Below are 14,549 nucleotides of genomic sequence, written 5' to 3'. Positions count from 1 at the left end.
CGGGCGACATCGAACCGACGGCAACTTCCGGCACCGCGAGCGCCCACCCTTGCGCCCGGCTCCGGCCGTTCGCTCTTCCCCTGCGGTCTTATACCATGCGGGTCGCAGAGCCGGGCAGGCTTGAATCTCGCGGCGCGATCAGGGCCTTGCCGGCTCGCCCCGCGGCTCTGCAGGGTTGCCACCGGCAAGGGGCCGGGCCATTCTCCGGGCCATGACGAATCCTCCCTCCGCTTCGCTCCGCACGGCCCTCGTGACGGGCGCCGCCAAGCGCATCGGCCGCGCCATCGCCGAGGATCTCGCCCGGCAAGGCTGGGCCGTCGCCATCCACTACAACAGCTCGCGCGACGAGGCCGAGGCGTTGGCACGCTCGATCCAGCAGGGCGGCGGACGCGCGGTGGCGCTGCATGCCGACCTGCAGCGCGAGGTCGAGGTCGAAGGCCTGCTGCCGCGCGCGAGCGCCGCGCTGGGGCCGCTCTCGCTCCTGGTCAACAACGCGTCGCTGTTCGAGATGGACAAGATCGACACGGCGACGCGCGCCTCCTGGGACGCGCATATCGAGACCAACCTGCGGGCGCCGCTGGTGCTCTGCCAGGCCTTCGCGCGACAGCTCCCGGCCGGCGCGCCGGGCAACATCGTCAATATGCTCGACCAGCGGGTCTGGAAGCCGACGCCCTATTTCCTCTCCTATACGGTCGGCAAGATGGGCTTGTGGACGCTGACGCGCACCCTCGCCCTGGCGCTGGCGCCGCGGATCCGGGTGAACGGCATCGGGCCCGGCCCGACCTTGCCGAGCCCGCGCCAGACTGCGGAGCAGTTCGAGCGCCAATGTGCCGCGATGCCGCTCGGGCGCGGCACCACGCCGCAGGAAATCTGCGAGGCGCTGCGCTTCATCCTGGCCGCGCCCTCCATGACCGGCCAAATGATCGCGCTGGACGGCGGCGAGCATCTGGGCTGGGCCGTACCCTCCCGCGGCTTTGTTGCGCAGGAATAAGCCCCGGCGCTACTGTGCGCGGCGCCGGCAACGGACCTTTCCGCCGCGATACCGGCTTCCCAAATCCCGAGGAAGCCCCTCGCCGTCAGAGGCAGCAGCCAAGCGGGACAGCGCGACCGGCATTCCCGGGGCAGACCCGGGATCCTGACTCGATCAGTAACGATCTCACCGACAGATAGGGCGACCGCCATGGCCATCAGCAAACCGAAGAGCGCTGCGAGCAAGAAGGTGATCAGCGCCTTTCCCGCCCCTCGAGCGGCGCGCGTGCCGATGCGCCTGTTCATCCGCGACCTGGTGCTGTCGGCCCGGATCGGCGTTCATCAACATGAACGCGTGGCCAATCAGCGGATCCGTCTCAATCTCGAGCTGGAGGTCGAAGCCGAAGGGCCGATCAACGACGATCTGGAGAAGACGGTCTGTTATGGCGAATTGATGACAGGAATTAGACATGTGGTCGGGCACGGGCACGTGAATCTGGTGGAGACGCTGTGCGAGCGGATCGCGGAGATGTGCTTCGCCGATCGCCGCGTCCAGAGTGCCAAGGTGCGGATCGAGAAGCTCGACGTGTTTCCGGAAGCCGAGAGCGTCGGCATCGAGATCGAGCGCCGCCGTCCCGGCGCTTGAACAAAACCGTCACGGTTTACCTTGCGCGAGCATTACAACCCGGAGACGGCCTCCGCCTGCATAATCCGGGATGTGGGAGCTTCCTTGAACCCTTTGAAATGGCGGAACTATTGGTTAAGGGCTTGACATCGGCCCCAAGGCTTCAAGTTGTGCACAGCGGGCCTGCTCCCGAAGCCGCCCCATCACCCCTTCCCGGCTTCGCCCCGTCTTCATCAAGAGTTCATGCAAATTCTTATTTTTGTGGCGTTATTTCAATAAGTTATGAGTTATGCCTATTTTATAGGCAATGACGTGAAAGGGACGGATTCGCTGGCTGGAACCCCGAACCGGCCGGCATTATCAACAGCGTTATGCACCGATTCCGTGGATATCTGAGGGCGCCCCTGGATTCCCGCGCGATTTCATCGTGGCGGCATCGGCGGAGCGCCGGAGGAAGGCGATGAGCGGCGGCCGGCCGGATTCGGTTCCTGATCCTGCCCTGGCGCCCGGCAAGGCCTTGACCGAGGCCGGAGATGCCGCGGGCACGCCGGCCCGGCGCATGCGCGTTCAGAGCCTGGCCGAAGGGGTCGCGGTGCTCGAAGCCCATCTGAAGACCCTGCCCTCCTCGCCCGGCGTCTACCGGATGCTGAACGCGGCGGGCGACGCGCTTTATGTGGGCAAGGCCCGGAATCTGAAGCGGCGCGTCACCTCCTACATCCAGATCGATCGGCTGCCGATCCGGCTCCGGCGCATGGTGGCGGAAACGCATCACCTCGAGGTGGTGGTGACTCACACCGAGGTGGAAGCGCTGCTGCTCGAGAGCAATCTCGTGAAGCGGCTGCGGCCCCGCTACAACGTGCAGCTCCGCGACGACAAGTCGTTTCCTTACATTCTTGTGACAGCCGATCATCCGGCACCGCAGATCACCAAGCACCGCGGCGCCCGCTCGCGGCCGGGCGAGTATTTCGGCCCCTTCGCGTCGGCCGGCGCCGTCAACCGCACCCTGACCGCACTGCAGCGCGCCTTCCTGCTGCGCTCCTGCTCCGACAGCGTCTACGCGACCCGCACCCGGCCCTGCCTGCTCTTTCAGATCAAGCGCTGCTCGGCGCCCTGTGTCGGCCGCATCGGCGAAGCCGACTATGCGCAGCTCGTGGCCGAGGCGCATGATTTCCTGGCGGGCCAGAGCCGGGCCGTGCAGCAGCGCCTGGCCCAGGCCATGCAGGCCGCGAGCGAAGCGCTCGATTTCGAGACCGCCGCCCGGCTGCGCGACCGCATCCGCGCACTGGCGCAGGTGCAGGCGCATCAGGACATCAATGTCGAGGATATCGACGAGGCCGATGTCATCGCCATCCACCAGGCGGGCGGCCAGACTTGCGTGCAGGTGTTCTTCTTCCGCGCCGGCTCCAACTACGGCAACCGCTCCTATTTCCCGTCCCACGACCGCGAGACCGCGCTGGACGAGGTGCTGGCCGCCTTCATCGGCCAGTTCTACGAGAACAAGACACCGCCGCGGCTGATCCTGCTCAGCGACAGGCCCGCCGAGGAGGCGCTGCTGCAGGAGGCGCTCGGCGTCTCCGCAAACCGCAAGGTCGAGCTGCTGGTGCCGCAGCGCGGCTCGAAGCGCCGCGTGATCGATCATGCGCTGGCCAATGCGCGCGAGGCGCTGGCACGGCGCATGGCGGAGAATTCCACCCAGCGCCAGCTGCTCGACGGGGTGGCGCAGAAGCTGGGTCTGGACGGCCCGCCCGACCGGATCGAGGTCTATGACAACAGCCACATCCAGGGCCGCAATGCCTATGGCTGCATGATCGTGGCCGGCCCCGACGGCTTCATCAAGAACGCCTATCGGAAATTCTCGATCGGCGGCGGCACGGCCAAGGGCAGGACCAAGCCGCCCGAGACGCCGGCGGCCTCGGCCAGGCTCAACGAGCTCTCCGATGCCTTCGCGCCGGCGCCGCTCGCGAGCGAGGCGGAGGCGACGCCGGCCGAGATCGTGGCGGCGCTGCCGCCGCCGACCGGCGGCGACGATTACGCGATGATGCGCGAGGTGATGCAGCGCCGCTTCGCCCGCGCGCTCAAGGAGGATCCCGAGCGCGAGCGCGGCACTTGGCCGGATCTGGTCATGCTCGATGGCGGCCAGGGGCAGCTCAATTCGGCGCTCGAGGTCTTCGCCGAGCTCGGCATCGACGACGTGCCGATCGTCGCCATCGCCAAGGGGCCCGACCGCGATGCGGGCCGCGAGCGTTTCTTCATGCCGGGCAAGCCGCCCTTCAGCCTCGAGCCCAAGGACCCGGTGCTCTATTTCCTGCAGCGCCTGCGCGACGAGGCGCACCGCTTCGCGATCGGAACCCATCGCGCCAAGCGCTCGAAGCAGATCGGCCAGTCCCTGCTGGACGAGATCCCCGGCATCGGCGCCAAGCGCAAGAAGGCGCTGCTGCTGCATTTCGGCTCGGCCGCCGCCGTGGCCCGCGCCGGCCTCACCGACCTCGCCCAGGTGGAGGGCATCAGCGAGACGGTCGCCCAGAAGATCTACGACCATTTCCAGCGCTCGTAACGCCCGGCCGGGCCAGCCATGACAAATCCGGCGCCACCCCCTAAACTCCCCCCGCCCCCGCCGGCGACCGCCAGACAGCCCTGCCGGCCTCCCAAAAGACCCGTCCTTTCAACGCCATGATCACCAGCCTGCCCAACCTGCTGACGCTCTCCCGAATCGTCGCCATCCCGCTGCTCGTGGCGCTGCTTTACCTGCCGGGGGACATCTGGCGCTGGGCGGCCTGCGTGGTCTATGCGGTCGCCTGCATCACCGACTATCTCGACGGCCATCTGGCGCGCAGCCTGAGCCAGACCTCGGCCCTGGGCCGCTTTCTCGATCCCATCGCCGACAAGCTCCTGGTCGCGGCCGCGATCGTGGTGATGACGGCGTTGGGTTATATCTCGGGCTGGACCGTGCTCGCCGGCGTGGTGATCCTCTGCCGCGAGATCCTGGTCTCGGGCTTGCGCGAGTTCCTGGCCGAGCTGCGCGTGGGCGTGCCGGTCTCCATGCTCGCCAAATGGAAGACCACGGTGCAGATGATCGCGCTGGGATTCCTCATCCTGGGCGATGCCGGGCCGGCGGTGCTGCCGGTCAAGCTGATCGGCGAGATCGGCTTCTGGATCGCCGCCATCCTGACGCTCGTCACCGGCTACGACTATCTCGTCACCGGCCTCAAGCATATGCAGAGCGAGAGCCAGGGCTCGCGATGAAGGTGATGGGCCTCGCCGGCTGGAGCGGCAGCGGCAAGACCACCTTGATGATGCGTCTCCTGCCCGAGCTGATCGGGCGCGGGCTCACGGTCTCGACCATGAAGCACGCCCATCACAGCTTCGACATCGACCAGCCCGGGAAGGACTCCTATGTCCATCGCTCGGCCGGCGCCAAGGAGGTCATGGTCGCATCGGCCCATCGCTGGGCCCTGATGCACGAGATCCGGGGCGAGCCGGAACCGGGCGCAGCCGACTTGATGCGGCATATGACCCCCGTCGATCTGGTGCTCATCGAAGGCTTCAAGCGCGAGCCGCATCCCAAGCTCGAAGTGCACCGCCAGGCCAACGGCAAGCCCCTGATTCATCCCGAGGACCCGCATATCGTCGCGGTCGCCAGCGACACGGCCCTGCCCGGCGTCACCCTGCCGGTGCTGCCGCTCGACGACATCAAGGCGATCGCCGATTTCGTCATCCGGCATTGCGGGCTAAGGGCCGGCCGGTCGGCCGAATGAGCCAGCCGCTCGATCGAGACTGCTTCTCCGGCAGCGAGCCGCTGATGACGCTGGGAGCCGCGCTGGCGCTGCTCTGCGCGCGCATCCGCCCCGTCGTCGGGATCGAGCGCCTGCCGTTGGAGGCGGCGCTGGGCCGCATCCTGGCGGCGGATATCGTCGCCGGCTTCGACGTGCCGGGCCATGACAACGCCGCCGTCGACGGCTATGCGGTCTATGGCGAGGATCTGAACCCGACGGGCGAAACCCGCCTGCCGATCGCCGGCCGCGCCGCCGCGGGACATCCGCTGGCGGGGCTTCAGGCGCGCGGCACCGCCGTGCGCATCTTCACCGGCGCGATGATGCCGGCGGGCCTTCAAGCCGCGCCCGGGCCCGACACGGTGGCGATGCAGGAGGAATGCCGCATCGAAGAGGGAACCGTCGTGATCCCGGCGGGCCTCGAGCGCGGCCGCAACCGGCGCCGGCGCGGCGAGGATATCCGGGCCGGCCGCAAGATCCTCGAGGCGGGCCAACGGCTGCGGCCGCAGGAGATCGGGCTCGCTGCCGCGGCGGGACAAGCCGTGATTCCGTTGCGGGCGCGCCTGAGGGTCGCGCTGTTCTCGACCGGGGACGAGCTGGCCGAGCCGGGCCAACCGCTGGGCGCGGGCACGATCCACGATTCCAACCGCTATGTCCTGGGCGCCCTGCTGCGCCAAAGCGGTGCCGCGGTCGGCGATCTCGGCATCCTGCCCGACCGGCCCGACGCGGTGCGCCTGGCGCTGCAGGTAGCCGCGCGCGATCACGATCTGCTGCTGACCTCGGGCGGCGTCTCGAGCGGCGAGGAAGATCATGTCAAGGCGGCCCTCCTGTCGATGGGCCGGCTGCATGTCTGGCGGCTCGCGATCAAGCCGGGGCGTCCCGTGGCGCTGGGCCAGATCGACGCCGCGGACCGCGCGGTGCCCTTCATCGGCCTGCCCGGCAATCCGGTCGCGGCGATGGTGACCTATCTGCGGATCGCGCGGCCGCTGATCCTGGGGTTGATGGGCGCGAAGGATCTGGAGCCGGTCCGCTATCGCCTGCCCGCCGCCTTCGCGCTCCGCAAGAAGCGCGACCGCCGCGAGTTCCTGCGCGGCTGGGTCGAGACCGACGGCAACGGCCGGCAGAGGCTGCAGCGCTTCGAGCAGGAAAGCTCGGCCATCCTCACCTCGATGACGGCCGCCGCGGGACTGATCGAGATCGCGGAGGATGTGACCGAGGTAGCCCCGGGCGACCTCCTGGATTTCCTGCCCTTCGCCGAAATGCGGTGAAACCCGCCCCTCGCGGCGGCCCGAGCCTGCTGCGCTGCGCCCGCGAAATCCGCCGGTACCCGCGCGAGCCACAAACTCGCCACATCGCAAGCGGTTGCGAAACCGTTCCCGCCTCGATATTTGCGGTTAAGAGAATGTTGTGCGGTCATCAACCGAAGCCTCTCGGCCATTCGGAACGTGATTCTCTTCGCCTGATCACAGCGGGCCGCAAGCGATCCCTTTCGTCCTCGTTTCGGTCACGTTGCTCCTCATGTCGCTGGACCGTCCTCAGCTCGACCCGACGCTTCTCGGTCCCACGCCATCCTTTGGCCGGGGATGGGGCCATGATGACGTGCGCCCGCGGCTGTCCGGCCCGGCCGAGCCGGAGCGCGGCGGCGGGGGCGTCGCCGGGGCCGTCCTCTTCACGCTCTGCTGCTGCTTTCTCGCCTTCGTCGGCGGCGCTTATGTGGTGCTCGACCGGCTGCCGCCCTATGGACTGCTGAAGAACGCCTACAGCGCCGGCTGGGCGCTCTACGACAAGACGGTCCATTACGACAATCCGCTGCAGACCGACCTCTGGGCCGATGCGCGCAGCGACGGGCGCGGCGTCACCGCCTATGACGCCGGCAAGGCCTTCGCCGGCTACACGCTCTACAGCGCCGGGAACGAGGCGGCCGCCTACCTGACCGACATGGAGGGCCGCATCATCCATGAATGGCGCCTGCCCTTCAGCCAGGTCTGGGATTCGAGCTCGGTCGTCGAGAAGCCGCGGCCCGACGCCTTCGTCTCCTTCGACAAGGTCCATCTCTATCCCAACGGCGATCTGCTCGCCGTCTATAGCGGCGTGGGCGACACGCCCTGGGGGCTGGGGCTGGTCAAGATGACGAAGGATTCGCACGTGATCTGGAAATATCTCGACCGCGTACATCACGATGTCGAGGTCGGCGCCGACGGCCGCATCTACACCCTGACGCATCGCCTGCGCAGCGAGCCGGTTCCCGGCCTGCCACAGCTCGAGACGCCGATGCTCGAGGATTTCCTGGTGGTGCTCTCGCCCGACGGCGAGGTCGAGAAGAAGATCTCGCTGCTCGACGCCATGGCGGCCTCGCCCTATCGGAAGTTCCTGGCGGCGCTCTCCGACTATGCGCGCCAGGATCCGCTCCATACCAACGCGGCCAAGCCGATCGACAGGGTCGGCACCGCGGCGCCCGCCGGCTGGAAGGCCGGCGACGTGCTGCTCTCCTTCCGCGAGCCGAGCCTGCTCGCCGTGCTCGATCCGAACGAGGGGCGCTTCGTCTGGGAGCTGCGCGGCTCCTGGATGGGCCAGCATGATCCCTCGCTGCTGGCGAACGGCCATATCCTGCTGTTCGACAACCTGGGCAATGTCGGCAATGCCGGCAGCTCGCGCGTGCTGGAGATCGATCCCGCCGACGGGGCCGTCGCCTGGCAGTACCAGGGCACAGGCGACCGTCCGCTCGAGAGCGTACTGCGCTCGAACGCGCAGCGCCTGCCCAATGGCAACACGCTGATCACCGAATCCGACGGCGGGCGGATGCTCGAGGTGACCGCGAAGGACGAGGTCGCCTGGGAATATATCAACCCGGTGCGGGCGGGCCTTTCGGATCGGCGCATCCCGATCCTCGCCAGCGGCCAGCGGGTCCCGGGCGACGAGGTCAAGGCCTGGCTCGGGCCGCAATGAAGGGAATGGGACGGATCGGGGGAGGATAGCAGGAAAGGAGAATTCGCATGGCCAAGATCGTTCTCGTCGCCGCCGTGATCCTGACGGCCGCGACGGTTGCGGCGCCCGCTTTCGCCTATGTCGGACCCGGCGCGGGCCTGAGCCTGCTGGGCGCGCTCTGGGGCTTGTTGCTGGCCCTGCTCGCGGCCATCGGTTTCGTCCTGGGCTGGCCGGTCCGGCGCTGGCTGTCGCGCCGCCGCGCGGCAGCGGCATCCGACCGCACCGCCCGGCCGGCTGAATGACAGGGCCGCCACGGGCGGCAGATCGAGGATCTCATCATGGGTGCGCTGGATTGGCCCGGCCTCGCCTTCACCTGGATCGACGGGATGATGCGGGGGCTGGCGGCGCCCTGGCGCCTCGTCCTCTGGGCCATGATCGCGGCGGCGCTGTCCATGGCGATCTATCGCTACGCCTCGCCGCAACGGCGGATCGCGCAGGCGCAGGACCAGGCGCTGGCGGCGCGGCGCGCGCTCGATCGCTTCGACGGCGAGTTCGCCGAGGCCTGGCCCCTGATCCGCGACGTGCTGCGGACGGCGTTCCGCCGCATCGGCCTGGTGCTGCCGGGCGTGATGCTGGCCATGCTGCCGATCCTGGCGCTGCTGGCCTGGCTCTCGACCAGCTATGGCTATCGCTTTCCCGATCCGAACGATGCGGTGAATGTCGCGACCCACCCCCGGAGCGCCGGTGTCCAGGCGGAGCTTTCCGTCATGCCGCATCAGGCGACGAAGCCCGAGAGCCGGCGCGTGGTGCTGCGCGATCCGAGCGGCAGCGTCTCGGCCGCGATTCCCCTGGCCCAGCCGGTGCCGGTCCTGGAGAAGCGGCGCTGGTGGCATGCGCTGATCGGCAATCCCGCGGGCTATCTGCCGGATGACAGCGCGGTCGAGCGCGTCGAGATCGCGCTTCCCGCCCAGGAGATGCTGCAGATGGGACCCGCCTGGCTGCGCGGCTGGGAGCCGCTCTTCTTCGCGGTGATGCTCACCGCCTCGCTCGCCATCAAGCGGCTCTGGCGGATCGCATGAGCGACCGCGCGGTGGCACCCGATCCGCTCTCCGGCTTTCAGGTGGCGGGCTGGATGGACAAGCTCGGCACGATCCTGTGCCAGCGCCAGAGGGTGATGCGCGCGGCAGCGGGTTGGGAGAGCCGGCTCCTGCGCGAGCGGCTGGACCGCCAGCCGCTGACGGCGCCGCTCTGGATCACGGGCCTCGCGCGCAGCGGCTCGACCATTCTCCTGGAGCTCCTGGCCTCGCATCCCGAGCTCGCCAGCCATCGTTATCGAGACTTCCCGCCGGTGCTGACCCCCTATCTCTGGAACCGGCTGCTCGAATATATGCCGCTCAAGGCGGAAGCGCCCGCCGAGCGCGCGCATGGCGACGGCATCCTGGTCACCTCCGACAGCCCCGAGGCTTTCGAGGAGCCGGCCTGGATGGCGTTCTTCCCCCACCTCCATGACGGCCGCAGCCCGATGCTGCTGGATGCGACGGTCGAGCGGCCCGTGTTCGAGGCATTCCTGCGCGATCATATGCGCAAGCTGCTCCTGGTGCGGGGTCGGCCGCGCTATCTCGCCAAGGCCAACTACGACAGCACCCGCCACGGCTATCTGCGGAAGCTCTTTCCCGATGCCCGCTTCATCGTGCCGATCCGGGAGCCCCTCTGGCATGTCGCCTCGCTGATGAAGCAGCATCGCCTGTTCTCGGCGGCGCAGGCCCGCTACCCGGCCGCGCGCCGGCATCTGGCCCGGGTCGGCCATTTCGAGTTCGGCCTCGACCGGCAGCCGACCCACTGCGGCAACCAGGACGCGACCAACGAGATCCGCGCGCTCTGGCAGAGCGGCTGCGAGGCCGAGGGCTGGGCGCTGCAATGGGCCGAGCTCTACGGCCTCATGGCCAAGGAGATCGAGACCGACGACGCGCTGGCAAAGGCGATCCTGGTGGTGCGCTACGAGGATCTCGTCGCAAGGCCGCGCGAGACCTTGCTCCGCATCTTCGCGCATGCGGCCCTCGAGCCCGACGAGACGCTGCTGCGGCAGGCGGAAGCGCGGCTGCATCTGCCGCGCTACTATCGGCCGCAGTTCCCGGCGGCCGAAGCGGATGCGATTCATGAACGCACCGCCACCGTCGCCGCCTGCTTCGGCTACGGCTGAGGCGCGCGATGCGGCGCTTCGCCGCGAATGCTGCGTTGCGGCAGCGTAAGGCCTGCCCCGATATCATCACAGAGAAATCATTCTCGCCCGCGCCGACTGCCATATTCCGGCCATCGAACCGGCGTTGAATGGATCGCATCGCAAACGTCGCGTTCCTTCAACTGCCCTTCGACGCATCGATCTCGAGCCTGACCGCCCAGGGACGATCTTCGCCGGAAGAACGCGAGAACATTCGAGGCAGGAGTGCGCTCATGACCGATCACGGCCCCGTCCTGTTGCCAGCCCTTCCCGTCTTGCCGAAGGAGCAAGGCCCCGCCGCCGCGCCGCCGCCCGCGCCGGGCCGCGGCGGCCCCACCGCGTCGCGCCCGCACCGGTCGGCGCTCTGGTTGGCCGCCAGCGGCCGCTGGATGAACCGGAGCTTTGACCCCGCGGAGGCTGAGGCCATTCGCGACAGCTATCGCAAGGTTTCGGCGCCCGATCCGGACGAGGCCGCCTGATCGCCCCGGGGCTGGAAGCACCGGGCGCCCGGGGCTAATCTCGGCTTCATGAAGCTGCTCTATTTCGCCCTCTTCCGCGCCCGCATCGGCCGCGGGGAGGAGGATCTGGCGCTGCCCGCCGAGGTCGGGACGGTCGGGGCCCTGGTCGACTGGCTGGCCGAGCGCGGCCCCGGTTACCGCGCGGCCTTCGCCGATCGCCGGCTGGTGCGCGTGGCGGTCAATCAGGACTATGTCGGCCTCGATCACCCGGTGGCGGCCAACGACGAGGTCGCCTTGTTCCCGCCCGTGACCGGCGGCTGAGCGGCGGGCCATGATCCGCGTCCAGCGCGAGGATTTCGACCCGGGCGCCGAGATGTCGGCGCTCACCCGCGGCCGCCACGATGTCGGCGGCGTCGCCTGCTTCGTCGGGCTGGTGCGCGATATGGCCGACGACAAGCCGATCCGGTCGATGACGCTCGAGCATTACCCCGGCATGACCGAGAAGAAGCTCGCCGAGATCGAGGCCGAGGCCCATCGGCGCTGGCCGCTCCAGGGCAGCCTCGTGATCCATCGCTATGGCCGGCTCGAGCCCGGCGATCGCATCGTGCTGGTGATCACCGCCGCCGCCCATCGCCAGGCCGCGCTCGAGAGCTGCCAGTTCCTGATCGACTGGCTCAAGACCGACGCGCCCTTCTGGAAGCTCGAGGAGACGCCGGAGGGCGGCGAATGGGTGAGCGCGCGCGACAGCGACGAGAGCGCGAAGAAGCGCTGGCGCTGATACGCCGGCGCCGGTCGAGGCCGTTTCCCTCTCGGTAGAATCACTGATTTCCGGCGCGTGACTTGAGCCTGCCGATCCCCTTGGGCCCTCTTCGTCCCTGTGCTATGACCGAAATCAGGCTGTCCGCACGGTCAACACCGGCGGAGAAGAATCCAGGGGAAATCCGATGACCGATCTCGATCTCTGCTACATGACCGCGACCGAGGCGGTGCGGCGGTTCAAATCCAAGAAACTGTCGCCGGTCGAGCTGGTACGCGCCTTGATCGAGCGCGCCGAGCGGGTCGAGAGCAAGGTCAACGCCTTCACCTACACCTTCTACGACCGGGCCATCGACCAGGCGAAGAAGGCCGAGGCGAAATACATGCGCACCGACGGCCGCACCCGGCCGCTCGAAGGGGTCGCGATCGTCATCAAGGACGAGACCACCATCAAGGGCGAGCGCACCACCTTCGGCTCGCTGATCTTCAAGGACAATGTCGACAGCGTCACGGCGCCGCCGGCCGAGATGATCTTCAAGGCTGGCGCCATCATGCTGGCGCGGTCCTGCGCGCCGGAATTCTCCTGCGCGCCCATCACCCACACCAAGCTCTGGGGCACCACCCGCACGCCCTGGAACCTCTACTACACCTCGGGCGGCTCCTCCGGCGGTTCCGGCGCGTCGCTCGCGGCCGGCACCACCACGCTGGCCAACGGCTCGGACATCGGCGGCTCGATCCGTATCCCGGCCTCCGCCTGCGGCGTTTATGGCTTCAAGCCGCCCTACGGCCGCAATCCCGATGCCGGCCCCTTCAGCCTCGACTGGTACAATCATGCGGGGCCGATGGGCCGCTCGGTCAGCGACGTGGCGATGCTGCAGAACGTGATGTCGGGCCCGCATCCGCGCGACATCGTGCCGGTGCGGCCCAAGCTGCGCATTCCCGACAAGTTCGAGGGCATCAAGGGCTGGCGCATCGCGCTCTCGGTCGATCTCGACTTCTACGAGGTGGACAGCGAGGTGGTGGCCAACACCAAGGCCGCGGCGGCGGCCCTGCGCGACCTCGGCGCCAAGGTCGAAGAGGTCAAGATCGGCTGGACCAAGGACGTGAAGAAAGCCACCTGGGCGCATCTCTCGGGCCTGTTCGGGGCCTGGGTCTCGCGCCTGATCCCCGAGCATGGCCGCAAGATGATGCCCTACACGCGCGAGTTCGCGCGCCGCGCCAAGAAGACGACGCTGGTCGATTTCGTCGAGGGCATGGAGATCGAGAGCGTCATGTATGAGAAGCTGGGCGCGCTGTTCCAGACCTACGACCTCCTGATCTGCCCGACGCTGGCCCTGCCGGCGATCAAGGCCGACGCCGATCTGGGCGATCCCGGCATGAAGATCAACGGCGTCAAGATCGACGGCTATCTCGACTGGTGCATGACGCCGCCCTTCAACGCCATGAGCCGCTGCCCGGTGATGAGCGTGCCCTCGGGCTTCGCCAAGTCCGGCGTGCCGACCGGCCTGCAGATCGTCGGCCGGCCCTACGACGATGTCGCGGTGTTCCGCGCTGCCAGCGCCTATGAGCGGCTGCGGCCGATGTACGACAGCGACGACCGCCGGCCGAAGCTCTAGCCGCCCCGGGGGGCTCAGGCGCGCCGCACCACGGCGCCGCCCTTCATCACCAGGCTCAGATCCTGGAGCGCCGTCATGTCCTCCAGGGGATTGCGCCGGGTGGCGATCAGGTCGGCAAGCTTGCCGGGCGCGATGCTGCCGAGCTGAGCCTCCTGCTTCAGCAGCCGCGCGCCCGAGAGCGTGGCGGCCTCGAGCACGTCCTGCGGCGCCATGCCCACATCGCGGACCATGCGCACGCATTCCTGCGCATTCATGCCGTGATGATTGCCGGGCGCGCCGGCGTCGGTCCCCATGACGATAGGGACACCCACGTCATAGGCGGTCTTCATGGCGTCGCGATGGGTCTTCCGCGCCGCCTCGTATCTGGCGATCAGATAGCTCGGCATGGCCTTGCGGATATCCGCGTCGTCGATCATGGCCGACATCACCGTGCAGGTCGGAACCAGATAGATGCCGGCCTTGGCCATGGCCTGGAGCGACGGCTTGTCGGCATAGGTGCCGTGCTCGAGGCTGTCGACCTTGGCGGCGACGGCGAGCCGCACGCCCTCGACCGCATGGGCGTGGCAGGCCACGTGGCGGCCCTGCTCGTGCGAGAAGCGGACCAGGGCCGACAGCTCGTCGGTCTCGTAGTAGCAATCCTCGGCGCGCTCGGTCTCCGGCGCGAGGAACATGCCGGTCACCATGATCTTGACGAAATCCGCGCCGCGATCGATCTGGCGCTGGGCCGCTTCCTTCAGCTCGGCGGCCGAGCCCGCGAAATCGTACATGCCGGGATAGTCGGCGGCCCCCGGCGTCTCGATCGAGATCAGGCGGCCCGACAGGAACATGCGGGGGCCCGGCAGGCGGCCGGCCTCGACCTCGTCGCGCACGCCCATCTCGATATAGTCCCAGCCGCCGCAATCGCGCACCGTCGTGATGCCGCCCCGGAGCGTCAGCGCCGCCGCGCGGATCGTGTCCTGCCGGATCCGGTCGCGGTCGCGGGTGCCGAAGGCCGCGGTCCCCGTCACCTCGGACTGCAAGGTCAGATGCACATGGCAGTCGATCAGGCCCGGCAGCAGGTAAGCGCCTTTCAGGTCGATCGTCTTCCCGGCATCGGAGGATGGCGGCGCATCGCCCACGGCCTCGATCCGATCGCCGCTCACGGCGACAGTCCGGGCCGAGAACCCGCCCCGCTCGACATCGTAGACCTGCGCACCGGTGATCCAGAGCATC

At 68.5% G+C, this 14,549-nt stretch carries 15 protein-coding genes; 14 read left to right on the top strand and 1 reads right to left on the bottom strand.

Annotation, left to right across the window (positions count from 1 at the left end):
- Nucleotides 1-211 precede the first annotated feature (211 nt).
- The 14 genes from FRZ61_RS04880 (at nucleotide 212) to FRZ61_RS04815 (ending at nucleotide 13,337) form a co-directional block, all read left to right on the top strand.
- The gene (locus tag FRZ61_RS04880; protein ID WP_151115331.1) at nucleotides 212-991 is read left to right on the top strand and encodes an SDR family oxidoreductase; all 780 of its coding nucleotides are present in this window, start codon (nucleotides 212-214) and stop codon (nucleotides 989-991) included.
- A gap of 189 nt (nucleotides 992-1,180) precedes the next feature.
- Nucleotides 1,181-1,615 carry a dihydroneopterin aldolase gene (gene folB, locus FRZ61_RS04875; RefSeq protein ID WP_191909302.1) on the top strand — a complete coding sequence of 145 codons (435 nt, stop codon included), beginning with the start codon at nucleotides 1,181-1,183 and terminating at the stop codon, nucleotides 1,613-1,615.
- Nucleotides 1,616-2,153: 538 nt separating this feature from the next.
- On the top strand, nucleotides 2,154-4,148 hold the full coding sequence (gene uvrC / locus FRZ61_RS04870; RefSeq protein WP_151120685.1) for an excinuclease ABC subunit UvrC: 1,995 nt from the start codon (nucleotides 2,154-2,156) through the stop codon (nucleotides 4,146-4,148).
- A gap of 116 nt (nucleotides 4,149-4,264) precedes the next feature.
- Complete coding sequence (pgsA, locus tag FRZ61_RS04865; RefSeq protein WP_151115329.1) at nucleotides 4,265-4,837, top strand: CDP-diacylglycerol--glycerol-3-phosphate 3-phosphatidyltransferase; 573 nt, start codon at nucleotides 4,265-4,267, stop codon at nucleotides 4,835-4,837.
- A complete protein-coding gene (gene mobB / locus FRZ61_RS04860) occupies nucleotides 4,834-5,349 on the top strand; it encodes a molybdopterin-guanine dinucleotide biosynthesis protein B (protein ID WP_151115327.1) in 516 nt (171 codons plus the stop codon). The genes pgsA and mobB overlap by 4 nt, the downstream gene beginning before the upstream one ends.
- Nucleotides 5,346-6,632, top strand: a complete 1,287-nt coding sequence (locus FRZ61_RS04855; RefSeq protein WP_151115325.1) for a molybdopterin molybdotransferase MoeA — start codon at nucleotides 5,346-5,348, stop codon at nucleotides 6,630-6,632. The genes mobB and FRZ61_RS04855 overlap by 4 nt, the downstream gene beginning before the upstream one ends.
- Before the next feature lie 331 nt (nucleotides 6,633-6,963).
- Entirely contained in the window at nucleotides 6,964-8,310 is a 1,347-nt protein-coding gene (locus FRZ61_RS04850) for an arylsulfotransferase family protein (RefSeq protein ID WP_191909301.1), read from the top strand.
- A gap of 47 nt (nucleotides 8,311-8,357) precedes the next feature.
- Nucleotides 8,358-8,591: a hypothetical protein gene (locus tag FRZ61_RS04845; RefSeq protein WP_151115321.1), complete on the top strand. Its 234-nt coding sequence runs from the start codon at nucleotides 8,358-8,360 to the stop codon at nucleotides 8,589-8,591.
- A gap of 36 nt (nucleotides 8,592-8,627) precedes the next feature.
- Nucleotides 8,628-9,368: a hypothetical protein gene (locus FRZ61_RS04840; RefSeq protein ID WP_151115319.1), complete on the top strand. Its 741-nt coding sequence runs from the start codon at nucleotides 8,628-8,630 to the stop codon at nucleotides 9,366-9,368.
- Entirely contained in the window at nucleotides 9,365-10,489 is a 1,125-nt protein-coding gene (locus tag FRZ61_RS04835) for a sulfotransferase (protein ID WP_151115317.1), read from the top strand. The genes FRZ61_RS04840 and FRZ61_RS04835 overlap by 4 nt, the downstream gene beginning before the upstream one ends.
- A gap of 128 nt (nucleotides 10,490-10,617) precedes the next feature.
- Entirely contained in the window at nucleotides 10,618-10,986 is a 369-nt protein-coding gene (locus FRZ61_RS04830; protein WP_151115315.1) for a hypothetical protein, read from the top strand.
- 48 nt (nucleotides 10,987-11,034) lie between these two features.
- Nucleotides 11,035-11,286 carry a molybdopterin converting factor subunit 1 gene (gene moaD, locus FRZ61_RS04825; RefSeq protein WP_151115313.1) on the top strand — a complete coding sequence of 84 codons (252 nt, stop codon included), beginning with the start codon at nucleotides 11,035-11,037 and terminating at the stop codon, nucleotides 11,284-11,286.
- A gap of 10 nt (nucleotides 11,287-11,296) precedes the next feature.
- The gene (locus FRZ61_RS04820) at nucleotides 11,297-11,743 is read left to right on the top strand and encodes a molybdenum cofactor biosynthesis protein MoaE (RefSeq protein ID WP_151115311.1); all 447 of its coding nucleotides are present in this window, start codon (nucleotides 11,297-11,299) and stop codon (nucleotides 11,741-11,743) included.
- A gap of 166 nt (nucleotides 11,744-11,909) precedes the next feature.
- Nucleotides 11,910-13,337 (top strand): amidase, encoded by a 1,428-nt coding sequence (locus tag FRZ61_RS04815; protein WP_151115309.1) that lies wholly within the window; start codon nucleotides 11,910-11,912, stop codon nucleotides 13,335-13,337.
- Nucleotides 13,338-13,351: 14 nt separating this feature from the next.
- On the opposite strand, the gene FRZ61_RS04810 is transcribed toward FRZ61_RS04815, so the two are convergent.
- The gene (locus FRZ61_RS04810; RefSeq protein WP_151115307.1) at nucleotides 13,352-14,548 is read right to left on the bottom strand and encodes an amidohydrolase family protein; all 1,197 of its coding nucleotides are present in this window, start codon (nucleotides 14,546-14,548) and stop codon (nucleotides 13,352-13,354) included.
- Nucleotide 14,549: the final 1 nt, after the last annotated feature.

This window comes from Hypericibacter adhaerens, from assembly GCF_008728835.1.
Classification (GTDB): Bacteria; Pseudomonadota; Alphaproteobacteria; order Dongiales; family Dongiaceae; genus Hypericibacter; species Hypericibacter adhaerens.
The sequence above is the reverse complement of the archived record's forward strand: the minus strand, read 5'-3'. Positions and strand labels throughout refer to the sequence as shown.

Bases quoted from the DNA above. Each gene is read 5' to 3' on its own strand.
- FRZ61_RS04880 (WP_151115331.1), top strand. From the start codon at position 212: ATGACGAATCCTCCCTCCGCTTCGCTCCGCACGGCCCTCGTGACGGGC.
- folB (WP_191909302.1), top strand. From the start codon at position 1,181: ATGGCCATCAGCAAACCGAAGAGCGCTGCGAGCAAGAAGGTGATCAGC.
- uvrC (WP_151120685.1), top strand. From the start codon at position 2,154: ATGCGCGTTCAGAGCCTGGCCGAAGGGGTCGCGGTGCTCGAAGCCCAT.
- pgsA (WP_151115329.1), top strand. From the start codon at position 4,265: ATGATCACCAGCCTGCCCAACCTGCTGACGCTCTCCCGAATCGTCGCC.
- mobB (WP_151115327.1), top strand. From the start codon at position 4,834: ATGAAGGTGATGGGCCTCGCCGGCTGGAGCGGCAGCGGCAAGACCACC.
- FRZ61_RS04855 (WP_151115325.1), top strand. From the start codon at position 5,346: ATGAGCCAGCCGCTCGATCGAGACTGCTTCTCCGGCAGCGAGCCGCTG.
- FRZ61_RS04845 (WP_151115321.1), top strand. From the start codon at position 8,358: ATGGCCAAGATCGTTCTCGTCGCCGCCGTGATCCTGACGGCCGCGACG.
- FRZ61_RS04840 (WP_151115319.1), top strand. From the start codon at position 8,628: ATGGGTGCGCTGGATTGGCCCGGCCTCGCCTTCACCTGGATCGACGGG.
- FRZ61_RS04835 (WP_151115317.1), top strand. From the start codon at position 9,365: ATGAGCGACCGCGCGGTGGCACCCGATCCGCTCTCCGGCTTTCAGGTG.
- FRZ61_RS04830 (WP_151115315.1), top strand. From the start codon at position 10,618: ATGGATCGCATCGCAAACGTCGCGTTCCTTCAACTGCCCTTCGACGCA.
- moaD (WP_151115313.1), top strand. From the start codon at position 11,035: ATGAAGCTGCTCTATTTCGCCCTCTTCCGCGCCCGCATCGGCCGCGGG.
- FRZ61_RS04820 (WP_151115311.1), top strand. From the start codon at position 11,297: ATGATCCGCGTCCAGCGCGAGGATTTCGACCCGGGCGCCGAGATGTCG.
- FRZ61_RS04815 (WP_151115309.1), top strand. From the start codon at position 11,910: ATGACCGATCTCGATCTCTGCTACATGACCGCGACCGAGGCGGTGCGG.
- FRZ61_RS04810 (WP_151115307.1), bottom strand. From the start codon at position 14,548: ATGCTCTGGATCACCGGTGCGCAGGTCTACGATGTCGAGCGGGGCGGG.